Raw genomic sequence first — 18,817 nt, 5'->3', positions numbered from 1 at the left:
GGTTCGCGAATTCGTCGGGCGCATATTCGATGCGCAGCTCGTCCAGATCGAACAGATCGCAGCCGCGCGCCTCGGCGTCCTCGATCGTGACGATTTGGCGCCAGATATTGTCCTCGCACACCGCGCCAGCCTTCAAGCGGCCGTGCCCGGTATCGATCGTGACGCGGTTTTCCTTCTTCACCCGGCGGTTGCGGCGCTCGCCGGTCCAATAGGGGTGCGCCTGGTGGGCGACGGTCGACGGCGTGGAGAAGTAGGTTTTCCGCCACTTCTTCTGCATCGCCATGCCGCTGGCGACCTTGTTCAGCTCTTCGAAGCCGTAGGTCCAGAAGAATTCGTCGAAGTAGAAATTGCCGTGATAGCCCTGCGCGGTGCGGGCATTGGTGCCCAGGAAGATCAGCTGCGGCAGATCCTCGCCTTCGGGCAGCGTCTCGGCGTCCAGCACGATCGGATCGCCCTGCAGCTTCACCCCGACCTTCGCCGCGAACTGGATGATGTAGCCGCGGAAGATATGGGCCTGCGCCTTCGATGCGCTGAGGAAAATCATGTTGCCGCGTCCGCGCAGCGCATCGAGCAGCGCCTCGCGAGCGAAATACCACGTGGCACCGATCTGGCGCGATTTCAGGATCATGCGAGTGCGCTCGTCACGCGCGTCCCACCAATCCTGCTGATAGCCGAACAGCTCGTCGTGGAAGATGCGCTCCAGCTCCTCCACCTGCTCGCGGGTGAAATAGTTGGTCTTCGCCTTCTTCTTCTCGCCCGCGTTGCGGTTGCCGACCTTCTCGTTCAGGTCGCCTTCGTGCCCGCCCGGCTGCTCATAGCGCCGCACCCGCGCGGCTGTGGTGACCGCGCGCATGAGCAGGTCGATTTCCTTGAAGTCGCCGGGGGTCTTCTTGTCCTTGTCGACCAGCCCGACGATGCGCGCCTCGATCGCGTCCTCGATCTTGGTGAGCGCGGGCGCATCATCCCACCGATCGCGCTGGCGCCAGGACTCTACCGTCGCGCGCGATAGCGCCAGCTCCTCGGCGATCTGGGTGATCGTCCAATAGCGCCAGTACAGGCTGCGCGCCTTCCTCCGCGCGTCGACGGGGATCGGCATGGTCGAGGCTGGCAAGGGTTCGTCGGCGGGATGCATGGCGCGGCGAACCTAGCCATGCCCGCGCCCGGCAATTTAGCGCCCCGCCTTGTAGAACCGGCCTTTCACAAGTCGGCTCGCTTGAGAAGATGCCCCATTCCGGTCCCTGTTCGCCTGGTCAAACGCCGCCTCGACGCGATCACTCAGGGACCAGCACCGCAATGGCCAAACTCTCCAAGTTCTTCCGCGCCTTCGTCGCCGGTCAGACGATCAGCGACGGGCGCACGATCACCGATGAGATGATCGATGACGTGGTCGCGACCTTCAACCGCGACACCTATTCGCCGCGCATCAACATCGAGCACATCGCCGGCTACAGCCCCGAACCGCCCTTCAACGGCTATGGCGACGTGGTCGCCGTCAAGGCGCAGGACGATGAGATCTCGATCGCCGGCACCACCGAGAAGCGCCGCGCACTCTATGTGCAGGTCGAGGGCAACGACCAGCTGGTGAAGCTGGCGGCCGCGAACCAGAAGCCCTACCCCTCCGTCGAACTCACCCCCGACTATGCCGGCAGCAGCAAGGTTGGCCTGGTGGGCCTGGCATTCACCGACACGCCCGCGTCGATCGCCACCCAAAAGCTGCAGTTCTCGCGCACCGCGCCGGGTACCATTTTCAGCGCCTCGGATCAGGCGGTTGCGATCGAATTCGAGCAGGGCACGGCGGGGGTCACTGATGCGATTGTCGCCGGCTTCTCGAAGCTCGCCGACATGTTCAAGCGCACGACCGGTGAGCCCGGCACGCCAGCACCGGCCCCCTCGCCCGCGCCCGCGCCCGCGAACGACAACATGGACTTCGCCGCGTTCAGCAAGGCGATGGGCGATGCAGTCGCGGCGGCAGTGAAGCCGGCGCTCGATGCGGTCAGCGAAGTTCGCGCTGAGGTGGCAACCATGAAGGGCCAGCTCGAAAGCACGCCCGCCGGGTTCAGCCGCCCGCCGGCAAGCGGCGGCGCCGGCCAGCACCTCACCGACTGCTGATCGCAGTCCAGCCCCCAACCGTCCGCGCCCCTTCCCCGCACCCCGGAGCACTTCCCATGCAGAATCAGACCCGCGTGCTGTTCAATTCGTACCTTGGCCAGCTCGCCAAGCTGAACAGCCTCGACGGCCACTTCTTTTCGCCCGCCTCGACCGAGATCAAGCGCTTCAACGTGGCACCCGCGATCGAGCAGAAGCTCCTGGCGAAGCTGCAGACCACCAGCGACTTCCTGTCGCGGATCAACGTAATTTCGGTGGTAAACCAGATGGGCGACCGCGTGGGCGTGGGCGTCACCCGTTCGCTCGCGAGCCGCACCGACCTGTCGGTCCCCGGCAACCGCCGCCGTCCGACCAGCCCGTTCGGCAGCGATCCGATCGACCAGTACATCTGCAAGAAGACCGACTACGACTATGCATGGCCGTATGCGTTGCTCGACGCCTGGGCGCACCGTCCGAATTTCCAGCAGCTCTGCCGCGACGCCGTGCTGGTGCAGAAGGCGCAGGACATCATCACCATCGGCTTCAACGGTGTGGATTCCAAGCCGCAGACCGATCGCGTCGCCTATCCGCTGCTGCAGGACGTCAACTATGGTTGGCTCTTCAAGATGCGGACCTACGCGCCGAACCGCGTCCTGTCCCACGGCGGCCTCGATCAGGCGAAGGTCTACGTGTCGGACAAAGGCACCGCCGACTACGAGAACCTCGACGCGCTCGTCTTCGACGTCATCCATAATCTCCTGCACGAGCAGTTCCGCGGCGCGACCGACCTGGTGGTGATCGTCGGCAGCGACCTCGTTCACGAGAAGTATTTCAAGATCGTCACCGAGGCCGGCAACACGGCCACCGAGATGCTCGCGCGCGACGTGATCCTGTCGAGCCGCCAGCTCGGCGGCAAGCCGACCATGCAGGTGCCGAACTTCCCGGCCAATGCGCTGATGGTCACCAGCCTCAGCAACCTGTCCTACTACCAGCAGACGAGTTCGGCGCGCCGCAACATCGTCGAGGAATCGGCCTACGACCAGATCGCCAACTACGAGAGCGTGAACGACGCCTTCGTCGTCGAGGAATACGGCAAGGCCGCCCTGGTCGAGAACATCAAGCTTGGCCCGAAGAGCTGAGGCTCTGCGTCAAGTCTGCCCGCCCTCACCCTACCAGCACCGGAACGCACCATGAGCCCAGCTCGCCAGCATCGTGACCGCTTCGCCGCCTCGGCCAAGCCCGATCACACCAGCACCGTCGTTGCCGCGCCGGAGGGCGAGGGCGGGCAGGATACCCTGCTCGCCTCCCCGATCGTGTCCGCCAGCCCCGCGCGCCTGCACACCCTGCAGCACGCGGCGCGGGCGGCGATCGAAGATCCCACCACCCTGGACCCGTCGCTTGGCGAAGGCCCCGACGCGCAGATCATGCTGCGCCTGGTGCACGACATGCGCCGCCTCAAGGGCATCCAGTCGATCGAGAAGAAGATCGAAGCCAAGCGCGAGATGCTGCCCGCCTATCGCGAATGGGTGATGGCGCGGGTGGCGGCGGCGGCCGAGGCCGGCAAAACGGTCGCGGACGAAGTGATCCCGACCATCATGGTCTGGCTGATCGACGTGGGCGAATATCGCGGCGCGATCGAGCTGGCCGAATATATGCTCCGCCACGATCTGCCGATGCCGGCGCGCTACCAGCGCACCACCGCCGCGCTGGTGACCGAAGAGATCGCCACGGCCGCCCTCAAGGCGCAGTCCGCAGGCACCCGCTTCGAGCTCGGCTTCCTCGCCGACATCGAGATCCTCACCTCCGACGCCGATATGCACGATCAGATCCGCGCCAAGCTCTACAAGGCGATCGGCCAAGAGACCGCGCTCGCCGCTGAGGCGCTGCTGTCCGTCGACGATCAGCGCCCGGCCTTCGGCAAGGCTCTCGATGCGCTGCGCCGTGCGCACCAGCTCGACGAACGGGCGGGCGTGAAGGGCAACATCAAGAAGCTGGAGAAGCTGCTCGACGCAGCCGCTCCCCCCACCGCCGAACCGGCGCCCGCCAAGGGCGCCTAACCAGCTCGCCCCCGGCGCTCGGGGGCGGATCGCGCGCGACGGGAGGGCCTTCGGGCTGAGGGCCGTCGCGGACCCGGTCCCCACCCCCGTTTGCCGGGGACGCCGAAGGAACCGCGCCGCGATGTATCTGACCCTCGCATACCATTCGATCAGCGTCGCGATAGCCGCCGTCCTGTTCGGCTGGGCTTCCATCGAAGTCGCGATGGCGAAAACGACCGTCGCACGCGCCTGCAATGCACTGCTCGCCGTCGAGGGGCTCCTTGGCTTCATGCTGGGCCTTCGGGCGCTGGCCAGCCTGGTGCTGGCATGAGCACCTTTGCCTGTTCCCCAATCCTCACGCCGCCGCCTATTGCGCCCGACGGCGCGCCGATCGCCAATGACGGCTGGTTTCCCGACGTCGATATTGGCGACCTCCGCAAGGCGCGCCGCATCGCTACCGAGATGCCAGCGGAGCGCCTGCGCGACGCGGTGCGCGAAGCGATCATCTGGACGAACGACCAGCTCGAGGATTGGCGCGCCGATCAGGCCGCCGCCAGCTTCGCCGAAGTGCCCAGCTCAACCATCGACGGCCTGAGCCGCAACGTCGTGCTGTACCAGCTCGCCGTGGGAGCCTGCGCCAAGGCGCTGCTGATCGAGCGGCAACGCGACGTCGACACGACGGGCGCCGGCCAGCGCAAGGTGGACGATCTGGGCGATTCGATTGGCGAGCTGCGCCGTGATGCGCTGCAAGCCGTACGTCGGATCCTCGGCCGCACTCGCACCAGCGTAGAATTGCTCTGATGGCGGATCTGCTCACCGCACGCCAGGGCGACACGCTGGACGAGCTGCTCTGGCGCGAGCGCAGCCTTGGCCCCGAGGCGCTCGATGCCGTGCTCGCGGCCAATCCCGGTCTCGCCGATCGCGGCCCTACCCTCCCGATCGGCACGCCGGTCACCCTCCCCCTGATCGCCGCCCAGGCACTGCCGGTGCGCGAGACAGTCCAGCTCTGGAGTTGACCATGGAACAGAAGATCATGGCCTTGCTCGACGCGGTGTGCGCACTCGCGTCGGGCATCGCCCCCGGCGCGATCGGCGCCACCGTGGCGCTCGCCTGGCGCAAGGGCCTGACCTGGCGCGAGCGCTTCACCCAGCTCGCCGTGGGCATTGTCGTCTCGTGGTTTGTCGGCCGCGCGATCGGCGCGATCTGGTCGCTCGATCCGTTCGTGCTGCAGGGTATCGCCTTCACGATCGGCATGATCGCCTTCGAGGCGACGCCGCGGTTCATCGCGGCAGCGGCCGACGTCGCCGGCACCATCCCCGCGACGTTGCGCGACCGCTTCCTGGGCAAGGGAGGCGAGCAGTGAACTACGACCGCGCAGCCCTCACGGCCGAGCTGATCCGCGACGAAGACGAGCGGCTCAAGGTCTATCGCTGCACCGCGAACAAGCGGACGATCGGCGTTGGCCGCAATCTCGACGACGTCGGGATCTCCAAGGCCGAAACTGCCGCGCTGGGCCTCACCGTCGCCAGCGCGTGCAAGAGCGGCATCACGCGGGCGCAGTCGCGCGCGCTGCTGGCCAACGATATCGACGCGTGCGAGCGCCAGCTCGATGCCAAGCTGCCCTGGTGGCGGAAGCTCGCCAACGTGCGGCAGCGCGCGCTGATCAACATGTGCTTCAACATGGGCATTGGTTGGCGCCCCCAGCCTAGCGAAGGGAATCGCGGTGGCGGGCTCCTGCAATTCGTCAACACCCTCGCGAAGATGGAGCGAGGCGACTTTGTCGGCGCGGCCGCCGGCATGCGCGGTTCGCTATGGGCGCGCCAGGTCGGCGCGCGCGCCGAGCGCCTCGCCCTCATGATGGAGAAGGGAACCGAATGATCAAGCTGATCGGCCGCGCCCTTTCGGCGCTCCACAGGTGGGCGGGCAATAGCTGGCTCGTCCTAATCGCCCTCGGCCTCGCGCTTGCCGCCCTGTACGTCGACGATCGCCGCACGCGCGCCGATCGCGACGCCTGGGCGAGCTGGGCCAAGGCCGCCTGCGCCTATGCCGGCGCCTCGCCCGATGCGACCACCGTCGAGCGCACGAACGCCGACGGCAAGCGCCACACGGTGAAGCTGCCGCGCGGCGGCGCGTGCGCCGAGGCGGTGCAGGATCTCGCCGCCTTCCGCGCCGCCACCCTTGCCGGCACCGCGCGCGCGTTCGCCGGCGCCGCTGCCGAGCAGCAGGCAAAGGCCACCCGAGACCGCACCACCGCCCAAGCCGAGTCCGGAAACCGGGCCGCCGCCCTCAACACCATGGAGAAAGCCGATGCGCAGATCCGCGACGATGACCGCGTCGATGGCAGCTGGTTTGCTGCTCTTAACCGCCTTGGCGGGCTGCAGCCGCACGATTGAGCACCGCCCGGCGGACGTCGTCGCGGTTGCGGTCAAGGATACGCCTCCCGCCGATCTGCTCGTCTGCCCCGAGCCGCCGCCCGCCTTCCCGACCGATCAGGTCGCCACCATCCCGCTGCCCCTACGCACCGCCCTGCGCGGCCTAGTGCTCCACGATCGCGACGAGCGTGTCCTGCGCCGCCGCCTGATCGAGTGGATCATCCCTGGAACCTGCAAGCCCGAACCGGAGACCCGTTGAAATGAGCAAGGCCGCCACCGCCGACATGCAGGCGCAGATGCTGACTGCGCTGCAGGCGCTCGCACCGGCGACCGACGCTGTGCCGATCACGGCGAGCGATACCGTCGATCTCGATCAGGAAGCCTCGGCCATCGCGTGCGGCGGCAACGCCGGCATGGTGAAGCTGCGCACCGCCGCAGGCAAGGATCGCACAATCGCAATCGCCACCGGGCAGACGATCGCAGTGCGCTTCAAGCGCGTGTTTCTGACCGGCACGTCGGCGACGGGGCTGAGCGCCCTGCTGAGCGCGCTGGCGCCTACGGGCCTGCCCACGCCCACCCCGGCGCCGCAGCCCGCCCCGCAGCCGTCGCTGAGCCTTTCGAGCGCGGTCACCAAGGCCGAGGGTGATTCCGGCACCACGGCGTTCACCTGGACGCTCAGCCTGAACCGCGACGGCGCGACGACGGCCTTTCCCTTCGCCTGGTCCGTCACCGGCAGCGGCACCAACCCCGCCGACGCCGCGGACTTCGGTGGCACCCTGCCCAGCGGCAGCGGCACCTTCGCGGCCGGCGAGACGTCCAAGACGATCACCGTGCTGGTCAGCGGCGATACCGCGGTCGAGCCCGCCGAGGGGTTCACGCTCACCGTTTACGGTACCGGGTTGAACACCGTCACCAGCATGGGCACGATCAGCAACGACGATCTCCCCGCCCTCAGCCTCACGCCAACCAGTGCATCCATCCCCTCGGGGGCGGCCGCCGGCTATCAGGTAGCGGCGATCAGCAACGTGCCTGCCGGCGCGACCCCTACCCTCACCCCGAACGATGGGCGGTTTGCGATCGGCGGCAGCGCCGGCACCGGCTGGGTTGTCGTCGTCGGCGCGTCTGCTCTCAGCGCCGGCAGCGTCTCCTTGACCATCTCGGCGGCCGGCGCAGCGGCGACCAATCTGCCGGTCACCATCAAGGCCCCTTCGCAGGGCGTAGTCTCGCCGGCGGCCGCCTATACGGGCGATGCCGGTAGCGGGTTCGCGGGATCGACGCCGATCAAGCTCGGCATTCAGGGGATCTTGCAGCCCTGGCTCTCGCATATGGGGGCGACCAGCGGCACGACCGGCGGCCTGCCGGCTCCCGCCGCCCACCCCCTTTGGACGGATAAGCTGTGGCCCGATGGGCCGCTGGAGCCGAATGGCGAAATCGGGGTGATCGTCGAATCGCTCAACGATAACGCGTCGGTGACCTTCCATGTCGAGGGCGGTGAAGTCGTGCTCGGCCCGGAGGATCGCCGCATTGTCGAGATTCCGATGCCATTCGGTAAGGTGGCCCGCGTCGTTGCCTATGTGGTCAAGGTCAACGTCGCGAACGGCGGCGCGATCGACTGGTATGCGACCGTCACTACGCCTGATGCAGGTTCGTCGCCCCGGATTATCGGCCCGATGCGCCAGTACATCCGCACCGCGCCGGATCGCATTGTCAGCGTTGATCCGGCGCGATCCGACAGCTTTGGCGTCAGCTACACTACCGTCCAAAAGGCAATGAACTATGCGTCGGGGAACCTGACCGACAAGTGGATCCAGATTAAGGCGGTAGCGCCGATCGAGCTGGATCCCGGCAGCGGGGCGATGAGCGCTGGCAACAGCGTGAGCAACGCACGTCGCGGCGTCGTCGAGGTAAACGGCAAGGCGAACCTCATTACGATCCGGAGCCCCAGCGCAAAGGTCGACTTTCGCCCGTCGCAAAACGGACTTGTCTTCAATGGAGCCAAGTTCGACATGACGAACATTGCTTCCGTTTATTCGGAAGACCCTGCTGGGAATGCCAGCAGCTATCGGCCGCTCGTCGTGGTGAATTCCGAAATCACTGGCGGCGGCCAGTATGAGGTATTTCAGAACGGAAACACGCGCAAAAGCAGTTTCACCCGCATCGGCACCATGGTTATTGGCAGCTATATCCACGATCTGGAAACGGCCACGTGGTCGTGCGTCTATCGCATCGGCAACTATATCAAGAATGTGGCTAACGACATTCTGAATATCCCCGGATACGCTAACACCGCGTGGGGCGGCGGGGTAGTGGCAGCATACAACTATGCGCGCAACTGCAACTCCGACGTCTTCCGTGCTGGCACCGACGCATTCAGTTTCAACTATGGCGGCGCCGGCACTGCAACCTTGCGCATCAGCGGCGCAACGGGGACCGTCAACAAAAAGGTAGAGGCCATCCTCGGCACTGGCACGGATGCCACCGTCGTCGGTACATTCAGCGCTTCCACCACATTGGGCTCGGGCAACTATTGGGTACAGGACTTCGTGAATGCCGCGAATGCCGCTCTAGGCGGCTCGGGCTGGACGTTCGCCGTGGTAGACAACGGCCGCGCCTTCGCCACGGTCGGACCTGAGAGTGCAACCCAGACGTATCCGAATGGCAGCACGATCAAGACCTATGCCTGGCAGCACGTCGACCTCATTCAGCTGATGCCGACTGCTCACCACGACAACCTCATCTGCGTGCGCAACGTCTTCGTGCTGTGCGATGGACAGGTCTTCACGGCACCAAGCCTGGGGTATGGGACCACCAATTCGTTCGTGCGTGATTGCTTCGGCTGGCAGAGCAAAAATCCGTCCGAGACGTTCCAATGGCAGATCCAGGGGACGTGGAGAAACTCAGCGATCGAAAATAATACGTTCCCGTCTTACGTCCTGTATCCCCGATGGGCCGCAGTTGGTGGGGACGCAGACTTTCGTATTCGAAACAACATTGCTGCAGGTTTTCGAGAAGACGGGACGAAAACGGCATACCCGACGATGTCCAACAACCACGGCTATCAGGGTGGAACCATCACGGGGCAGCTATATGCGACCAGCGGCGGCTCGTTCGAAGGCGACTTCCCCAATGTCTACGCGCCGTCTTTCACCGCAGCGGATCTCATTCCTTCGCCCACCGCAGCCATTCGCGCGGTCTCTGTGCCGACGATCTCGAAGTTCGACGTCTTCAGCAATGTGCGCGGATCTCAAGATATCCCTGGAGGCGTCTCGCGGCTCGCCGCCGCATAATATGTGGGGCCGCCGCATCAGCTGCGGCGGCCCCAGCATTCGTCCAAATGTGGGGCCGATGGCGGGCGTACCGCGCAGGCCCCGCACCATCAGGCAGCCGCGATGGCCGCGCGACGGCGAAGGCGGATCGCCGAGCCTGCAAAGCCAAGGCCGGCGATCATGAGAGCCCAATTCGTCGGCTCAGGGACAGGGCTGAGCAGCACATTGTCAATCCGGACTTCGCCGGAAGTCTTATAGATGGAGAAGGCATCATAGTACTTGATTTTCCACGCCTCCCCAAAAGAAACATGCTGAAAGCCTGATGCATTATCTGGGGAGATGGTTACTTTGGGAAGATATCCCGTCCCGAAAAGGACATCGCTGTCCGTATCGAGGTCTAGCCCGACCACACCAAAAAGTACTTTCGGGTCGTAGTTTATACTTCCGATAAACAAGACACCATTCTCAGGAATGATTAACGCCCCATCCTTGAACGACGGCGTTATTGTAGTTGAGACACCATTGATATATTGGTTGACCTGAACGTAAAGATCGCCAAACCGATAGACATTGCCGAACGTCGTACCGTATTCGACGCCAGCATCAGCTTCATTAAAATCAATCACTCTCGCCGCGTTCGCCTGACCCGACATGGCAATAAGGCCAAAAGCAGCCAGGACCGCGTATCTTACCTTTTTCATTATAGCCCCCTTCTTTCCAGTGCTGCCGCAGGTTGTAACGAACGCGGCCTTCACAACGAATTGAATATACCGGATCTTCGATAGACCGCTATTAACCAACGGGCAACTCGGTTGTTGCGGCGCACTCGCGAGTTTCAGGGTCTTCGTTGGCGAACGTGCCTATCGAACTGATGCAGGAGAAATCATGGAAAAGCCGGACAGCCTACGCCGCGTTCTACTGGCCCACGTGCCGCTGCTGCGCGACGACCCCGCAAAGCTCAGTTTGTTCGTCGACAAAGGGCGGATCGCCGCGCGACCTGGCTCGCTGGCGTTCGAGTATCGGTACACGCTCAACATCGTTGTGCAGGATTATGCCGGGTCGATTGATGGCCTGATGGTGCCCATCCTCGCGTGGATCTCCGAAGCGCAGCCCGACCTGCTGCAGGCCGGCCCGCAAGAGCCGTTCCGCTTCGAGTCCGAACTCCTCGACGCGGACTCGGCCGACGTGTCGATATGGATCGAGTTGAGCGAGATCGTGACAGTCCGTCCGGAAGCCGCCGGCGGCTTCACGACGGAACATCCGAGCGAGCCGCGGATCGCCGATGCCTTCGAGGGCCTCGGCTGCGTGTCGCTGTGGCACCTGTTCCTTCGCGACGCACCGGCGGACGAAACCCGACTGGTCGCGGAGCACATCGATTGACCGAAGATTTCGCCGAGCTGGAGCGCATCGCAGGCGCCCTGCTGCGGGGCATCACTCCGCCGGAGAGGCGGCGCGTCCTTCGCGCCATGGCGAAGGATCTGCAGCGCTCCCAATCCGCCCGCATTGGCCGGCAGCAGAACCCGGATGGAAGCGCCTATACCCGACGCAAGGCAAAGCCCGCGCCGCGCCCAGGCAACTATGCAGTGAAGTTCCTCTACCCCAAGGGCGCCGCCGAGCCCCGCTTGGTGCTCATGAAGAGCTGGGCGCACGAGGGCAACCTGCTCACCGGATTTGACGTCGAGGCGGGTGGCATCCGCAGTTTTTTCTGGGACAAGGTCGACCGCTGGTTACCGATCGAATCCGAAGAGCAGAACAAGGGCGCGGGCAAGTACCGGCGGAAGGGCAGCATCCGGCGCGCTGCCATGTTCCGCAAGCTGCGCAACGGTCGCAACCTCCGCGCTGGCGCCACCGATCGCGAGGCGTGGATCGGGTTCGCGGGACGTGCGTCCGAGATCGCCAGTGTGTCGCAAGATGGCCTGATGGATCGGCCGGCGGCAAAGGCAAAGCCCGTGCGCTATGCCCGACGAACCCTGCTCGGCGTCACCGACGCGGAAGCCGGCGCCATGCTGGATCTGCTTCTGCGCCATCTGAACCCCTGACCTTGTAGAGCGGCACTTTCACAAGGAGCGCCGCTGGCCTACGGCACCATGCCTCCGCGACATGGCGGCATGGCCGACACCTCCGTATCCTTCACCGCAGTCGATCTCTCGCGCCTGCCGGCGCCGAAGGTGATCGAGACGCTGAGCTTCGAGCAGATCTATGCCGAGATGCTCGCCGTCGCCAAAGGTCTGCTGCCCGCCTTTGACGCCACCCTCGAGTCAGATCCGGCAGTCATGCTGCTGCAGGTGTTCGCCTATCGCGAGATGAACCTTCGCGGGCGGATCAACGACGCGGCCAAGGCTGTGATGCCGGCCTTCGCTGTAGGGTCGGATCTGGATCACCTGGCCGCGCTGATGTCGGTCTCGCGCCTGCTGATCGATGCGGGCGATCCCGACAAGAACGTGCCACCAACCTATGAGGACGACACAGCCCTTCGCGCCCGCCTGGTGCTGGCGCCCGAAGGCTTTTCCGTCGCGGGCCCCGAGGGCGCCTATATCTTCCACGCCCGCTCGGCCGATGGGGACGTGCTGGACGCGAGCGCCACGAGCCCCGATCCCGGCAAGGTTGTGGTGACGGTGCTTTCCCGCGCTGGCGACGGCACCGCCGCCCCGGAGCTGCTGGCAAAGGTCGCCGCGCATGTGACCGCCGAGACCGTGCGGCCGATGACGGACGCGGTGACCGTCCAGTCGGCCCAGATCGTGCCCTATGTGATCGCTGCGACACTGACGACGTACAGCGGCCCCGATGGCTCGATCGTGATGGACGAGGCCCTCAGACGACTTGCCGACTATCGCGAGCGTCAGCACCGCCTGGGCATCGACGTCACCCGTTCGGGCATCATCGCTGCGCTGCACGCCGAGGGCGTGCAGAACGTTCTCCTCGCCTCGCCCGCTGCCGACATCGTGCTCGATCGGACGCAGGCGGGCTACTGCACGAGCGTCGACGTCACCTATGGGGGCACGGCCGAATGACGGGCGGCCTGCTTCCCCCCAATAGCACCGCGCTCGAGCGGGCGCTGGAGGCGGCGGGCGCTCGCGCAGGCGAGCTGCCAGTTCCGCTCCGCGATCTGTTCAATCCAGACACCTGCCCGCTGCCGCTCCTCCCCTATCTGGCCTGGGCGGTATCCATCGACGCCTGGTCGACGGATTGGCCGGAAGCGGTGAAGCGCGCACGCGTGCGCCGCGCGATCGAGATCCAGCGCCACAAGGGCACCGCATCTTCGGTGCGCGCCGTCGTGGAATCCTTCGGCGGCGCCGTCGCGCTGCGCGAATGGTGGCAGCTCGATCCGCCCGGGCCGCCGCACACCTTCACCATGGCCGTAGAGCTGAGCGGCAATGATGGCGCGCCCGCCACCGCTGCCTTCGCCGACGCCGTGATCAACGAGGTTCGTCGCACCAAGCCGGTGCGCTCGCACTTCACCTTCACGCAAGGGCTGCGCTTCGGCGGGGGCACCGGCCTGATCGCCGTCGCTCGCCCCGTCGTCTTCGCCCGCCTGACTCTCGCCGCCTGATCGGAGATCCGCGATGCCGTTCGCCCTCACCCTCACCGTCACCAACGCCGGCCGCGCCGCGATCGTCAACGCGGCCAAGGATGGCACCAATGCCGTTCGGATCGCATCGGTCGGCGTCTCCGCCACCGCCTCTGCCCCTACCCCCGCCACCGTCACGCTGCCTGGGGAGATCAAGCGGATAACCACGATCGCGGGTGATGCTGTTGCCGCCGACACGATCCATGTGACCGTCCGCGACGAAAGCAGCTCGGTCTATTCGGTGCGCTCGATCGCGCTGTATCTGGCCGACGGCACGCTGTTCGCCTCCTATGGACAAAGCGAGATTCTCGTTGAGAAGTCGGCGCAGGCCATGCTGCTGCTGGCGCTCGACGTGCGCTTCGCCGACATTTCCGCGGCGAGCCTCACTTTTGGCGCTACGAGCTTTCTGAACCCGCCCGCGACGACGGAATATGCAGGCGTGGTCGAGCTGGCCACCGACGCCGAGACCAATGCCGGCACGGACGATCGCCGCGCCGTCACGCCCAAGGGGTTGAGCTTCGCCCTGTCCGCGCGCCTGGCAGGCTGGGGCACCGATATCTGGCGGGCGAGCAACGACGGCGCCGGATCGGGCCTCGATGCGGATCTGCTCGATGGGCAGCAGGGCAGCTATTATGCGGACCCTATCGCACGGATGGGCTTCACGCCGGTTCGCCAGGGCACCGGCATCGGCCAGAACCAGAACGTGGTGCATATCGGCTGGTCCGGCTCGCGGGTGAAAGTCACGATCGACAGCTCGGATCAGGGCAATGTCGTCATGGATAGCAACATCGCGGACGTCTGGCGGGCGAGCAACGATGGCGCCGGCTCGGGCCTGGACGCGGACCTGCTCGACGGGCAGGACAGCGGCTTCTACACGAATATCACTGCTCGGCTCGGCTATGCCCCTGCCAACAGGTCGGGCGAGACATTCACCGGCACTGTGCGCGCTCCGAAGCTTATTGTCTCCCTAACTGGGGATAGCGGCCTCTCGCAGGGCACGGGTGACGGCGCCAGCTACAACACCTTCAACACCGCCCTCGATCTCTGGTTCGGCCTCGGCATTCGTACGTTCGATGGCACAGTGACTGGATTCCTCGACGCGCGCGGCGGCTTCTGGGACATGCGCGGGGGATATCGCGTTAGCGGGGCTTGGGTCTGGCATGCGGGCAATGACGGGGCCGGATCTGGTCTCGACGCGGATCTGCTCGATGGCCGGGACGGCAGCTATTATGCCGATCCTATCGCGCGGCTGGGATTCATACCGGTTCGGCAGGGTACCGGCATCGGCCAAATGCCCAACGTGGTGCACATCGGCTGGTCTGGGTCGCGGGTGAAGGTCTCGATCGATAACAACGATCAGGGCAATGTCGTCATGGACAGCAACATCGCCGACGTCTGGCGGGTCAGTAACGACGGCGCCGGCTCGGGTCTCGATGCGGATCTGCTCGATGGCCATGACGGCAGCTACTATGCGGATATCATCGGCCGGCTGGGCTTCTGGCCGGTTCGTCAGGGTACCGGCGTCGGCCAAATGGCCAACGTCGTGCATATCGGCTGGTCAGGCTCGCGGCTGAAAGTCACAATCGATAATTCCGACATGGGCAACGTCGTAATGGACGGCAATATCGCCGACGTCTGGCGGGTGAGCAACGACGGCGCCGGCTCTGGCCTAGACGCGGACCTGCTCGACGGCCGCCATGCGTCCGACTTCGCGCTACTGAACGACGGCTCCCGATTTGGGACGAACGGGAATGGCTATTGGGAGAAGCGGCCCAACGGGGTGATCGAACAATGGGGCAAGGTCGCCGGCCCATTCAGCGAGAGCGCGGTGGTCATCAGTTTCCCGATACCCTTCGCGGACTCCAATTCCGTCGTGGTCACGCCCGTTGCTGTGAACGCCAGTGCCAACAACCGTTTCGACATCACCATCCAGCGCGTCGACATCTCGGCAAATGGCTGCACGCTGATGGTTCAATACACCGCCGCCTCGACCTCGATCAACCAGATCGATGGCATCGATTGGCGTGCCGTGGGCCGCTGAGAAGAAAGGGAATCCCATGAAGACGATGATCAATAGCGTGAACGACAGCGCCGGCTCCGCCTCGGTGACCTTCGAACATGAAGGCGTCACCCATACGCGCGACGTCAACATCTGCCGCACCACCAAGGGCAAATATGATGCCGCCGCGACCGAAGCGCGCATTGCCGACGTGGCGCTGGGCGTGGAGGTGAAGATCGCAGCCGGCGCGATCACCAACGCCCCGCCGCCCGAAATGCCGGAAGTGAAATAAGCGCGCCTTGTAGAACCGGCCTTTCACAACCTCACACCCGCGCGCGTTCGCGATACCGGCGGCACAGTCCGGCACCGTGAGCGACCTCAACGATCCCCGCCGCCTGATCGGCAACCTGATGCGCCTGGGCACGATCGAAACCCTCGATCTTGCCCAGGGCACGGTCCGCGTGCGCGTGGGCGAGATCGTCACCGGCGACATCCCCTTCGCCGCGTCGCGTGCCGGCGCCGTGCGGATCTGGTCGCCCCCAAGCCTGGGCGAGCAGGTGCTGTTGTTCTGCCCGGAAGGCGATGTCGAAGCTGGCATCATTCTGGGCGCGTTGTTCTGTGATGCCCACCCTGCCCCTACCAGCGACGGCACCTTCCTGATCGACTTCGCCGATGGTACGCGGATCTCCTACGATCCACAGGCCCACAAGCTCGCCATCACGCTGAGCGCAAGCGGCGCGGCCGAGATCACCGCCCCCGGCGGCCTCACGCTCAACGCCGACGTCAAGCTCAACGGCAAGCTGGACGCCACGGCCAAGATCACCAGCGCCGACGACGTGGTCGGCGGCGGCAAGAGCCTCAAGGGCCACAAGCACTTGCAGGTGCAGCCCGGCAGCGGTGTCTCGGGGTTGCCGCAATGAGGGGCATGAACGCGGCCACCGGCAAGCCGCTCGAAGGCGAAGCGCACCTGGCGCAGTCCGTCGCGCGCATCCTGTCGACGCCGATCGGTTCGCGCGTCGGCCGCCGCGACTTCGGCTCGCTGCTGCCCGAGCTAGTCGACCAGCCCGCCAACCCGGCCAGCCGCATCCGGATCTTCGCCGCGACCGCGCTGGCGCTCAAGCGCTGGGAACCCCGGATCAAGGTGACCCGCGTCGCCCTGGAGCAACCCCAGCCCGGCGTGGCGATCGTCGTCGTCGAGGGCACCCGCACCGATTCCCCCCGCGCCACCCTGCGCACCCGCCTCACCGTGCCGCTCGCCTCGCGCGGCGGCCTCACCGTCTACGCTTAGGAGACCGCCCATGGTATTTCAGCACGGCATCAACATCGCCGAAGTCAACACCGGCACCCGGGTGCTGGTCGCCGCCGCGACGGCTGTGATCGGCATGGTGGTCACCGCCCCCACCGCCAAGGCCGAAGCCTTCCCGCTCAACAAGGCGGTGCTGGTGACAGATCCGGAAGCCGCGCTCGCCGATGCCGGCACCACCGGCACGCTGCCGAATGCGCTGCGCGCCATCGCCGATCAGGTGCGCTGCCCGATCGTCATCGTGCGGGTCGCCGAAGGGGCGAACGCGGGCGAGCTGGGCGCCAATGTCATCGGCACCACCACCGCCCAGGGCATCAAGACCGGGATGCAGGCGCTGCTCGCCGCCGAGGCCCAGCTGGGCGTGAAGCCGCGCATCCTCGGTTGCCCCGGCCTGGACACGCAGGCTGTCACCACGGCGCTGGTGGTGGTGGCGAAGAAGCTGCGCGCGATGGTCTATGCCGCAGCGATCGGCGGCGACATCAGCGCAGCCAAGGCATATCGCGCCAACTTCACCGCGCGCGAGCTGATGCTCGTCTACCCTGACTTCTATGCCACCGACGCGACCACCGGCGATCCGGTAGTGAGCTACGGCGTCGCCCGCGCGCTCGGCCTGCGCGCGCGCATCGATCTGGAACAGGGCTGGCACAAGACGATCAGCAACGTCGCGGTGGACGGCGTGATCGGGCTCACCAAGGATATCCAGTTCGACATTCAGGACTCCGGGTGTGAGGCCAATCTGCTCAACGAGTCGCAGGTCTGCGCGCTGGTGCGTGCCGGCGGCTTCCGCATCTGGGGCTCGCGCACCTGTTCGGACGAGCCGCTGTTCGCCTTCGAGAGCGCTACGCGCACCGCGCAGGTGCTGCTCGACACGATCGGCAACGGCATGATGTGGGCGATCGACAAGCCGCTGCGCCCGAGCCTGGCCAAGGACATCGTCGAGACGATCAACGGCGAGCTGCGCGCGATGAAGCTGGCCGGCCAGATCCTCGGCGGCAAGGCCTGGTTCGATGCCGAGCGCAATCCCGTCGACCAGCTCAAGGCCGGCAAGCTGCTGATCGACTACGACTATACGCCAGTGCCGCCGCTCGAAGCGCTCGGCCTCAATCAGCGGATCACCGACAGCTATTTCGCCGATTTCGCGGCGGCCGTCGCCGCCTGATCGCCCTGCCCCGCCCCCACTCGAAAGGCTGAATCATGGCCCTGCCCCGCAAGCTCAAGAATATGAACCTGTTCAGCGAAGGTGCCAGCTATCTGGGCCTCGCTATCGCCGTCACCGTGCCTAAGCTCGGCCGCAAGCTGGAAGACTACCGCGCCGCCGGCATGGATGGCACCGTGAAGCTCGATCAGGGCGCCGAGGCGATGGAGATGGAATTCACCCTCGCCGGACCCGATCGCGACATCCTGCGCCAGTACGGCAAACCGGGGGTCGCGGGCACCTTCCTGCGCTTCGTCGGCGCCTATCAGGATGAGGGCACCGGTTCCATCGACACCGTCGAGATCACGGTTCGCGGGCGATACGAAGAACTCGATATGGGCGAGCAGAAGATCGGCGAAGGCGGCGAGTTCAAGGCCAAGGTCGCGGTCGCCTATTACCGGCTCGAGTGGAACGGCGTCGAAGAGATCGAGATCGACGTGCTGGCCGGCGTCCAGCGCGTCGGTGGCGTCGATCGCCTGGCCGAGATCACCGCGGCGGTTTCGTAAACCGCCGCCCCACCCGCTCCCATTGATCGAAAGGCTTCCCCATGTCCGTGACCACCAGCAGCTTCACGCTTGACGACGACATTGTAATCGACGGCACCACCCAGCTTCGCGCGGGCACGGTGATCACCGTCCGCAAGCCCGGTTCGGGCGAGCTGCGCGGCCTGGCGCTCAACAGCCTGATCAATCTCGACGTCGCCTCCCTGGAGACGTTGGCACCGCGCATCACCAATCCGGTGATCCACAAGCCCTATGCCGCCGCCATGGCACCCAACGACATGCTGCAGTTCGGCACCGAGGTGATCGATTTTTTGCTGCCGAAGGCGGCGAAGCCGGTCTCCCAGGCGAAGTAGAAGATGTGATGGCAGACGTGGCGGCTGTCTTTCACTGGCCGCCGCCCGTCATGGACGTGATGGGCGTGAGCGAGCTGATGAGCTGGCACGTCCGCGCGATCGAACGGCTCAAGGCCATGAACGGCATCGAGGACTGA

General features: G+C 65.6%; 25 protein-coding genes. 23 read left to right on the top strand and 2 right to left on the bottom strand.

Annotated features, from left to right (window positions below; translation table 11 throughout):
* Positions 1-1,132: terminase large subunit domain-containing protein (locus RT655_RS18500; protein WP_313539796.1), on the bottom strand; the 1,132-nt coding region annotated here is incomplete at its 3' end.
* Between the two features lie 161 nt (positions 1,133-1,293).
* Between RT655_RS18500 and RT655_RS18495 the strand changes: the two genes are divergently transcribed.
* The 11 genes from RT655_RS18495 (at position 1,294) to RT655_RS18445 (ending at position 9,780) form a co-directional block, all read left to right on the top strand.
* The gene (locus tag RT655_RS18495) at positions 1,294-2,109 is read left to right on the top strand and encodes a GPO family capsid scaffolding protein (RefSeq protein WP_313539795.1); all 816 of its coding nucleotides are present in this window, start codon (positions 1,294-1,296) and stop codon (positions 2,107-2,109) included.
* Between the two features lie 56 nt (positions 2,110-2,165).
* The gene (locus RT655_RS18490) at positions 2,166-3,224 is read left to right on the top strand and encodes a phage major capsid protein, P2 family (protein ID WP_313539793.1); all 1,059 of its coding nucleotides are present in this window, start codon (positions 2,166-2,168) and stop codon (positions 3,222-3,224) included.
* A gap of 51 nt (positions 3,225-3,275) precedes the next feature.
* The gene (gene gpM, locus RT655_RS18485; protein WP_313539790.1) at positions 3,276-4,142 is read left to right on the top strand and encodes a phage terminase small subunit; all 867 of its coding nucleotides are present in this window, start codon (positions 3,276-3,278) and stop codon (positions 4,140-4,142) included.
* A gap of 121 nt (positions 4,143-4,263) precedes the next feature.
* Positions 4,264-4,452, top strand: a complete 189-nt coding sequence (locus tag RT655_RS18480) for a hypothetical protein (protein WP_313539787.1) — start codon at positions 4,264-4,266, stop codon at positions 4,450-4,452.
* A complete protein-coding gene (locus RT655_RS18475) occupies positions 4,449-4,922 on the top strand; it encodes a head completion/stabilization protein (protein ID WP_313539784.1) in 474 nt (157 codons plus the stop codon). Before RT655_RS18480 ends, RT655_RS18475 begins: the two co-directional genes overlap by 4 nt.
* The gene (locus RT655_RS18470) at positions 4,922-5,137 is read left to right on the top strand and encodes a tail protein X (RefSeq protein WP_313539782.1); all 216 of its coding nucleotides are present in this window, start codon (positions 4,922-4,924) and stop codon (positions 5,135-5,137) included. Before RT655_RS18475 ends, RT655_RS18470 begins: the two co-directional genes overlap by 1 nt.
* A 2-nt stretch (positions 5,138-5,139) precedes the next feature.
* Positions 5,140-5,484, top strand: coding sequence for a hypothetical protein (locus RT655_RS18465; RefSeq protein ID WP_313539778.1), 345 nt, complete (start codon positions 5,140-5,142; stop codon positions 5,482-5,484).
* Positions 5,481-5,999, top strand: coding sequence for a glycoside hydrolase family protein (locus tag RT655_RS18460; RefSeq protein ID WP_313539776.1), 519 nt, complete (start codon positions 5,481-5,483; stop codon positions 5,997-5,999). Before RT655_RS18465 ends, RT655_RS18460 begins: the two co-directional genes overlap by 4 nt.
* On the top strand, positions 5,996-6,514 hold the full coding sequence (locus tag RT655_RS18455; RefSeq protein WP_313539773.1) for a hypothetical protein: 519 nt from the start codon (positions 5,996-5,998) through the stop codon (positions 6,512-6,514). The genes RT655_RS18460 and RT655_RS18455 overlap by 4 nt, the downstream gene beginning before the upstream one ends.
* Positions 6,459-6,752 carry a hypothetical protein gene (locus RT655_RS18450; RefSeq protein ID WP_313539771.1) on the top strand — a complete coding sequence of 98 codons (294 nt, stop codon included), beginning with the start codon at positions 6,459-6,461 and terminating at the stop codon, positions 6,750-6,752. Before RT655_RS18455 ends, RT655_RS18450 begins: the two co-directional genes overlap by 56 nt.
* Before the next feature lies 1 nt (position 6,753).
* A complete protein-coding gene (locus tag RT655_RS18445; protein WP_313539769.1) occupies positions 6,754-9,780 on the top strand; it encodes a hypothetical protein in 3,027 nt (1,008 codons plus the stop codon).
* Positions 9,781-9,869: 89 nt separating this feature from the next.
* Here the strand turns inward: RT655_RS18445 and RT655_RS18440 are convergent, their stop codons facing one another.
* On the bottom strand, positions 9,870-10,460 hold the full coding sequence (locus RT655_RS18440) for a PEPxxWA-CTERM sorting domain-containing protein (RefSeq protein WP_313539767.1): 591 nt from the start codon (positions 10,458-10,460) through the stop codon (positions 9,870-9,872).
* A 184-nt stretch (positions 10,461-10,644) separates the two neighbouring features.
* On the opposite strand from RT655_RS18440, the gene RT655_RS18435 reads away from it, so the two are divergent.
* The 12 genes from RT655_RS18435 (at position 10,645) to RT655_RS18380 (ending at position 18,817) form a co-directional block, all read left to right on the top strand.
* Entirely contained in the window at positions 10,645-11,139 is a 495-nt protein-coding gene (locus RT655_RS18435) for a phage tail protein (RefSeq protein WP_313539764.1), read from the top strand.
* The gene (locus RT655_RS18430) at positions 11,136-11,798 is read left to right on the top strand and encodes a phage virion morphogenesis protein (protein WP_313539761.1); all 663 of its coding nucleotides are present in this window, start codon (positions 11,136-11,138) and stop codon (positions 11,796-11,798) included. The genes RT655_RS18435 and RT655_RS18430 overlap by 4 nt, the downstream gene beginning before the upstream one ends.
* A gap of 69 nt (positions 11,799-11,867) precedes the next feature.
* Entirely contained in the window at positions 11,868-12,770 is a 903-nt protein-coding gene (locus RT655_RS18425; protein WP_313539758.1) for a baseplate J/gp47 family protein, read from the top strand.
* A complete protein-coding gene (locus RT655_RS18420; protein ID WP_313539755.1) occupies positions 12,767-13,309 on the top strand; it encodes a phage tail protein I in 543 nt (180 codons plus the stop codon). Before RT655_RS18425 ends, RT655_RS18420 begins: the two co-directional genes overlap by 4 nt.
* A 13-nt stretch (positions 13,310-13,322) precedes the next feature.
* Positions 13,323-15,368 carry a hypothetical protein gene (locus RT655_RS18415; RefSeq protein ID WP_313539753.1) on the top strand — a complete coding sequence of 682 codons (2,046 nt, stop codon included), beginning with the start codon at positions 13,323-13,325 and terminating at the stop codon, positions 15,366-15,368.
* Positions 15,369-15,384: 16 nt separating this feature from the next.
* Complete coding sequence (locus RT655_RS18410) at positions 15,385-15,618, top strand: hypothetical protein (RefSeq protein ID WP_313539751.1); 234 nt, start codon at positions 15,385-15,387, stop codon at positions 15,616-15,618.
* 76 nt (positions 15,619-15,694) lie between these two features.
* Entirely contained in the window at positions 15,695-16,246 is a 552-nt protein-coding gene (locus RT655_RS18405; protein WP_313539748.1) for a phage baseplate assembly protein V, read from the top strand.
* Positions 16,247-16,251: 5 nt separating this feature from the next.
* A complete protein-coding gene (locus tag RT655_RS18400) occupies positions 16,252-16,614 on the top strand; it encodes a GPW/gp25 family protein (RefSeq protein WP_313539745.1) in 363 nt (120 codons plus the stop codon).
* Positions 16,615-16,624: 10 nt separating this feature from the next.
* Positions 16,625-17,788, top strand: coding sequence for a phage tail sheath subtilisin-like domain-containing protein (locus RT655_RS18395; RefSeq protein WP_313539742.1), 1,164 nt, complete (start codon positions 16,625-16,627; stop codon positions 17,786-17,788).
* A 35-nt stretch (positions 17,789-17,823) separates the two neighbouring features.
* Complete coding sequence (locus RT655_RS18390; RefSeq protein WP_313539739.1) at positions 17,824-18,330, top strand: phage major tail tube protein; 507 nt, start codon at positions 17,824-17,826, stop codon at positions 18,328-18,330.
* Between the two features lie 41 nt (positions 18,331-18,371).
* Complete coding sequence (locus RT655_RS18385) at positions 18,372-18,680, top strand: phage tail assembly protein (RefSeq protein WP_313539736.1); 309 nt, start codon at positions 18,372-18,374, stop codon at positions 18,678-18,680.
* A gap of 8 nt (positions 18,681-18,688) precedes the next feature.
* On the top strand, positions 18,689-18,817 hold the full coding sequence (locus RT655_RS18380; RefSeq protein ID WP_313539733.1) for a GpE family phage tail protein: 129 nt from the start codon (positions 18,689-18,691) through the stop codon (positions 18,815-18,817).

The organism is Sphingomonas sp. (assembly GCF_032114135.1).
In the GTDB taxonomy this organism is placed as follows: Bacteria; Pseudomonadota; Alphaproteobacteria; order Sphingomonadales; family Sphingomonadaceae; genus Sphingomonas.
Note: the sequence above shows the minus strand (reverse complement) of the source record. Positions and strands in the feature narration are given on the sequence as shown.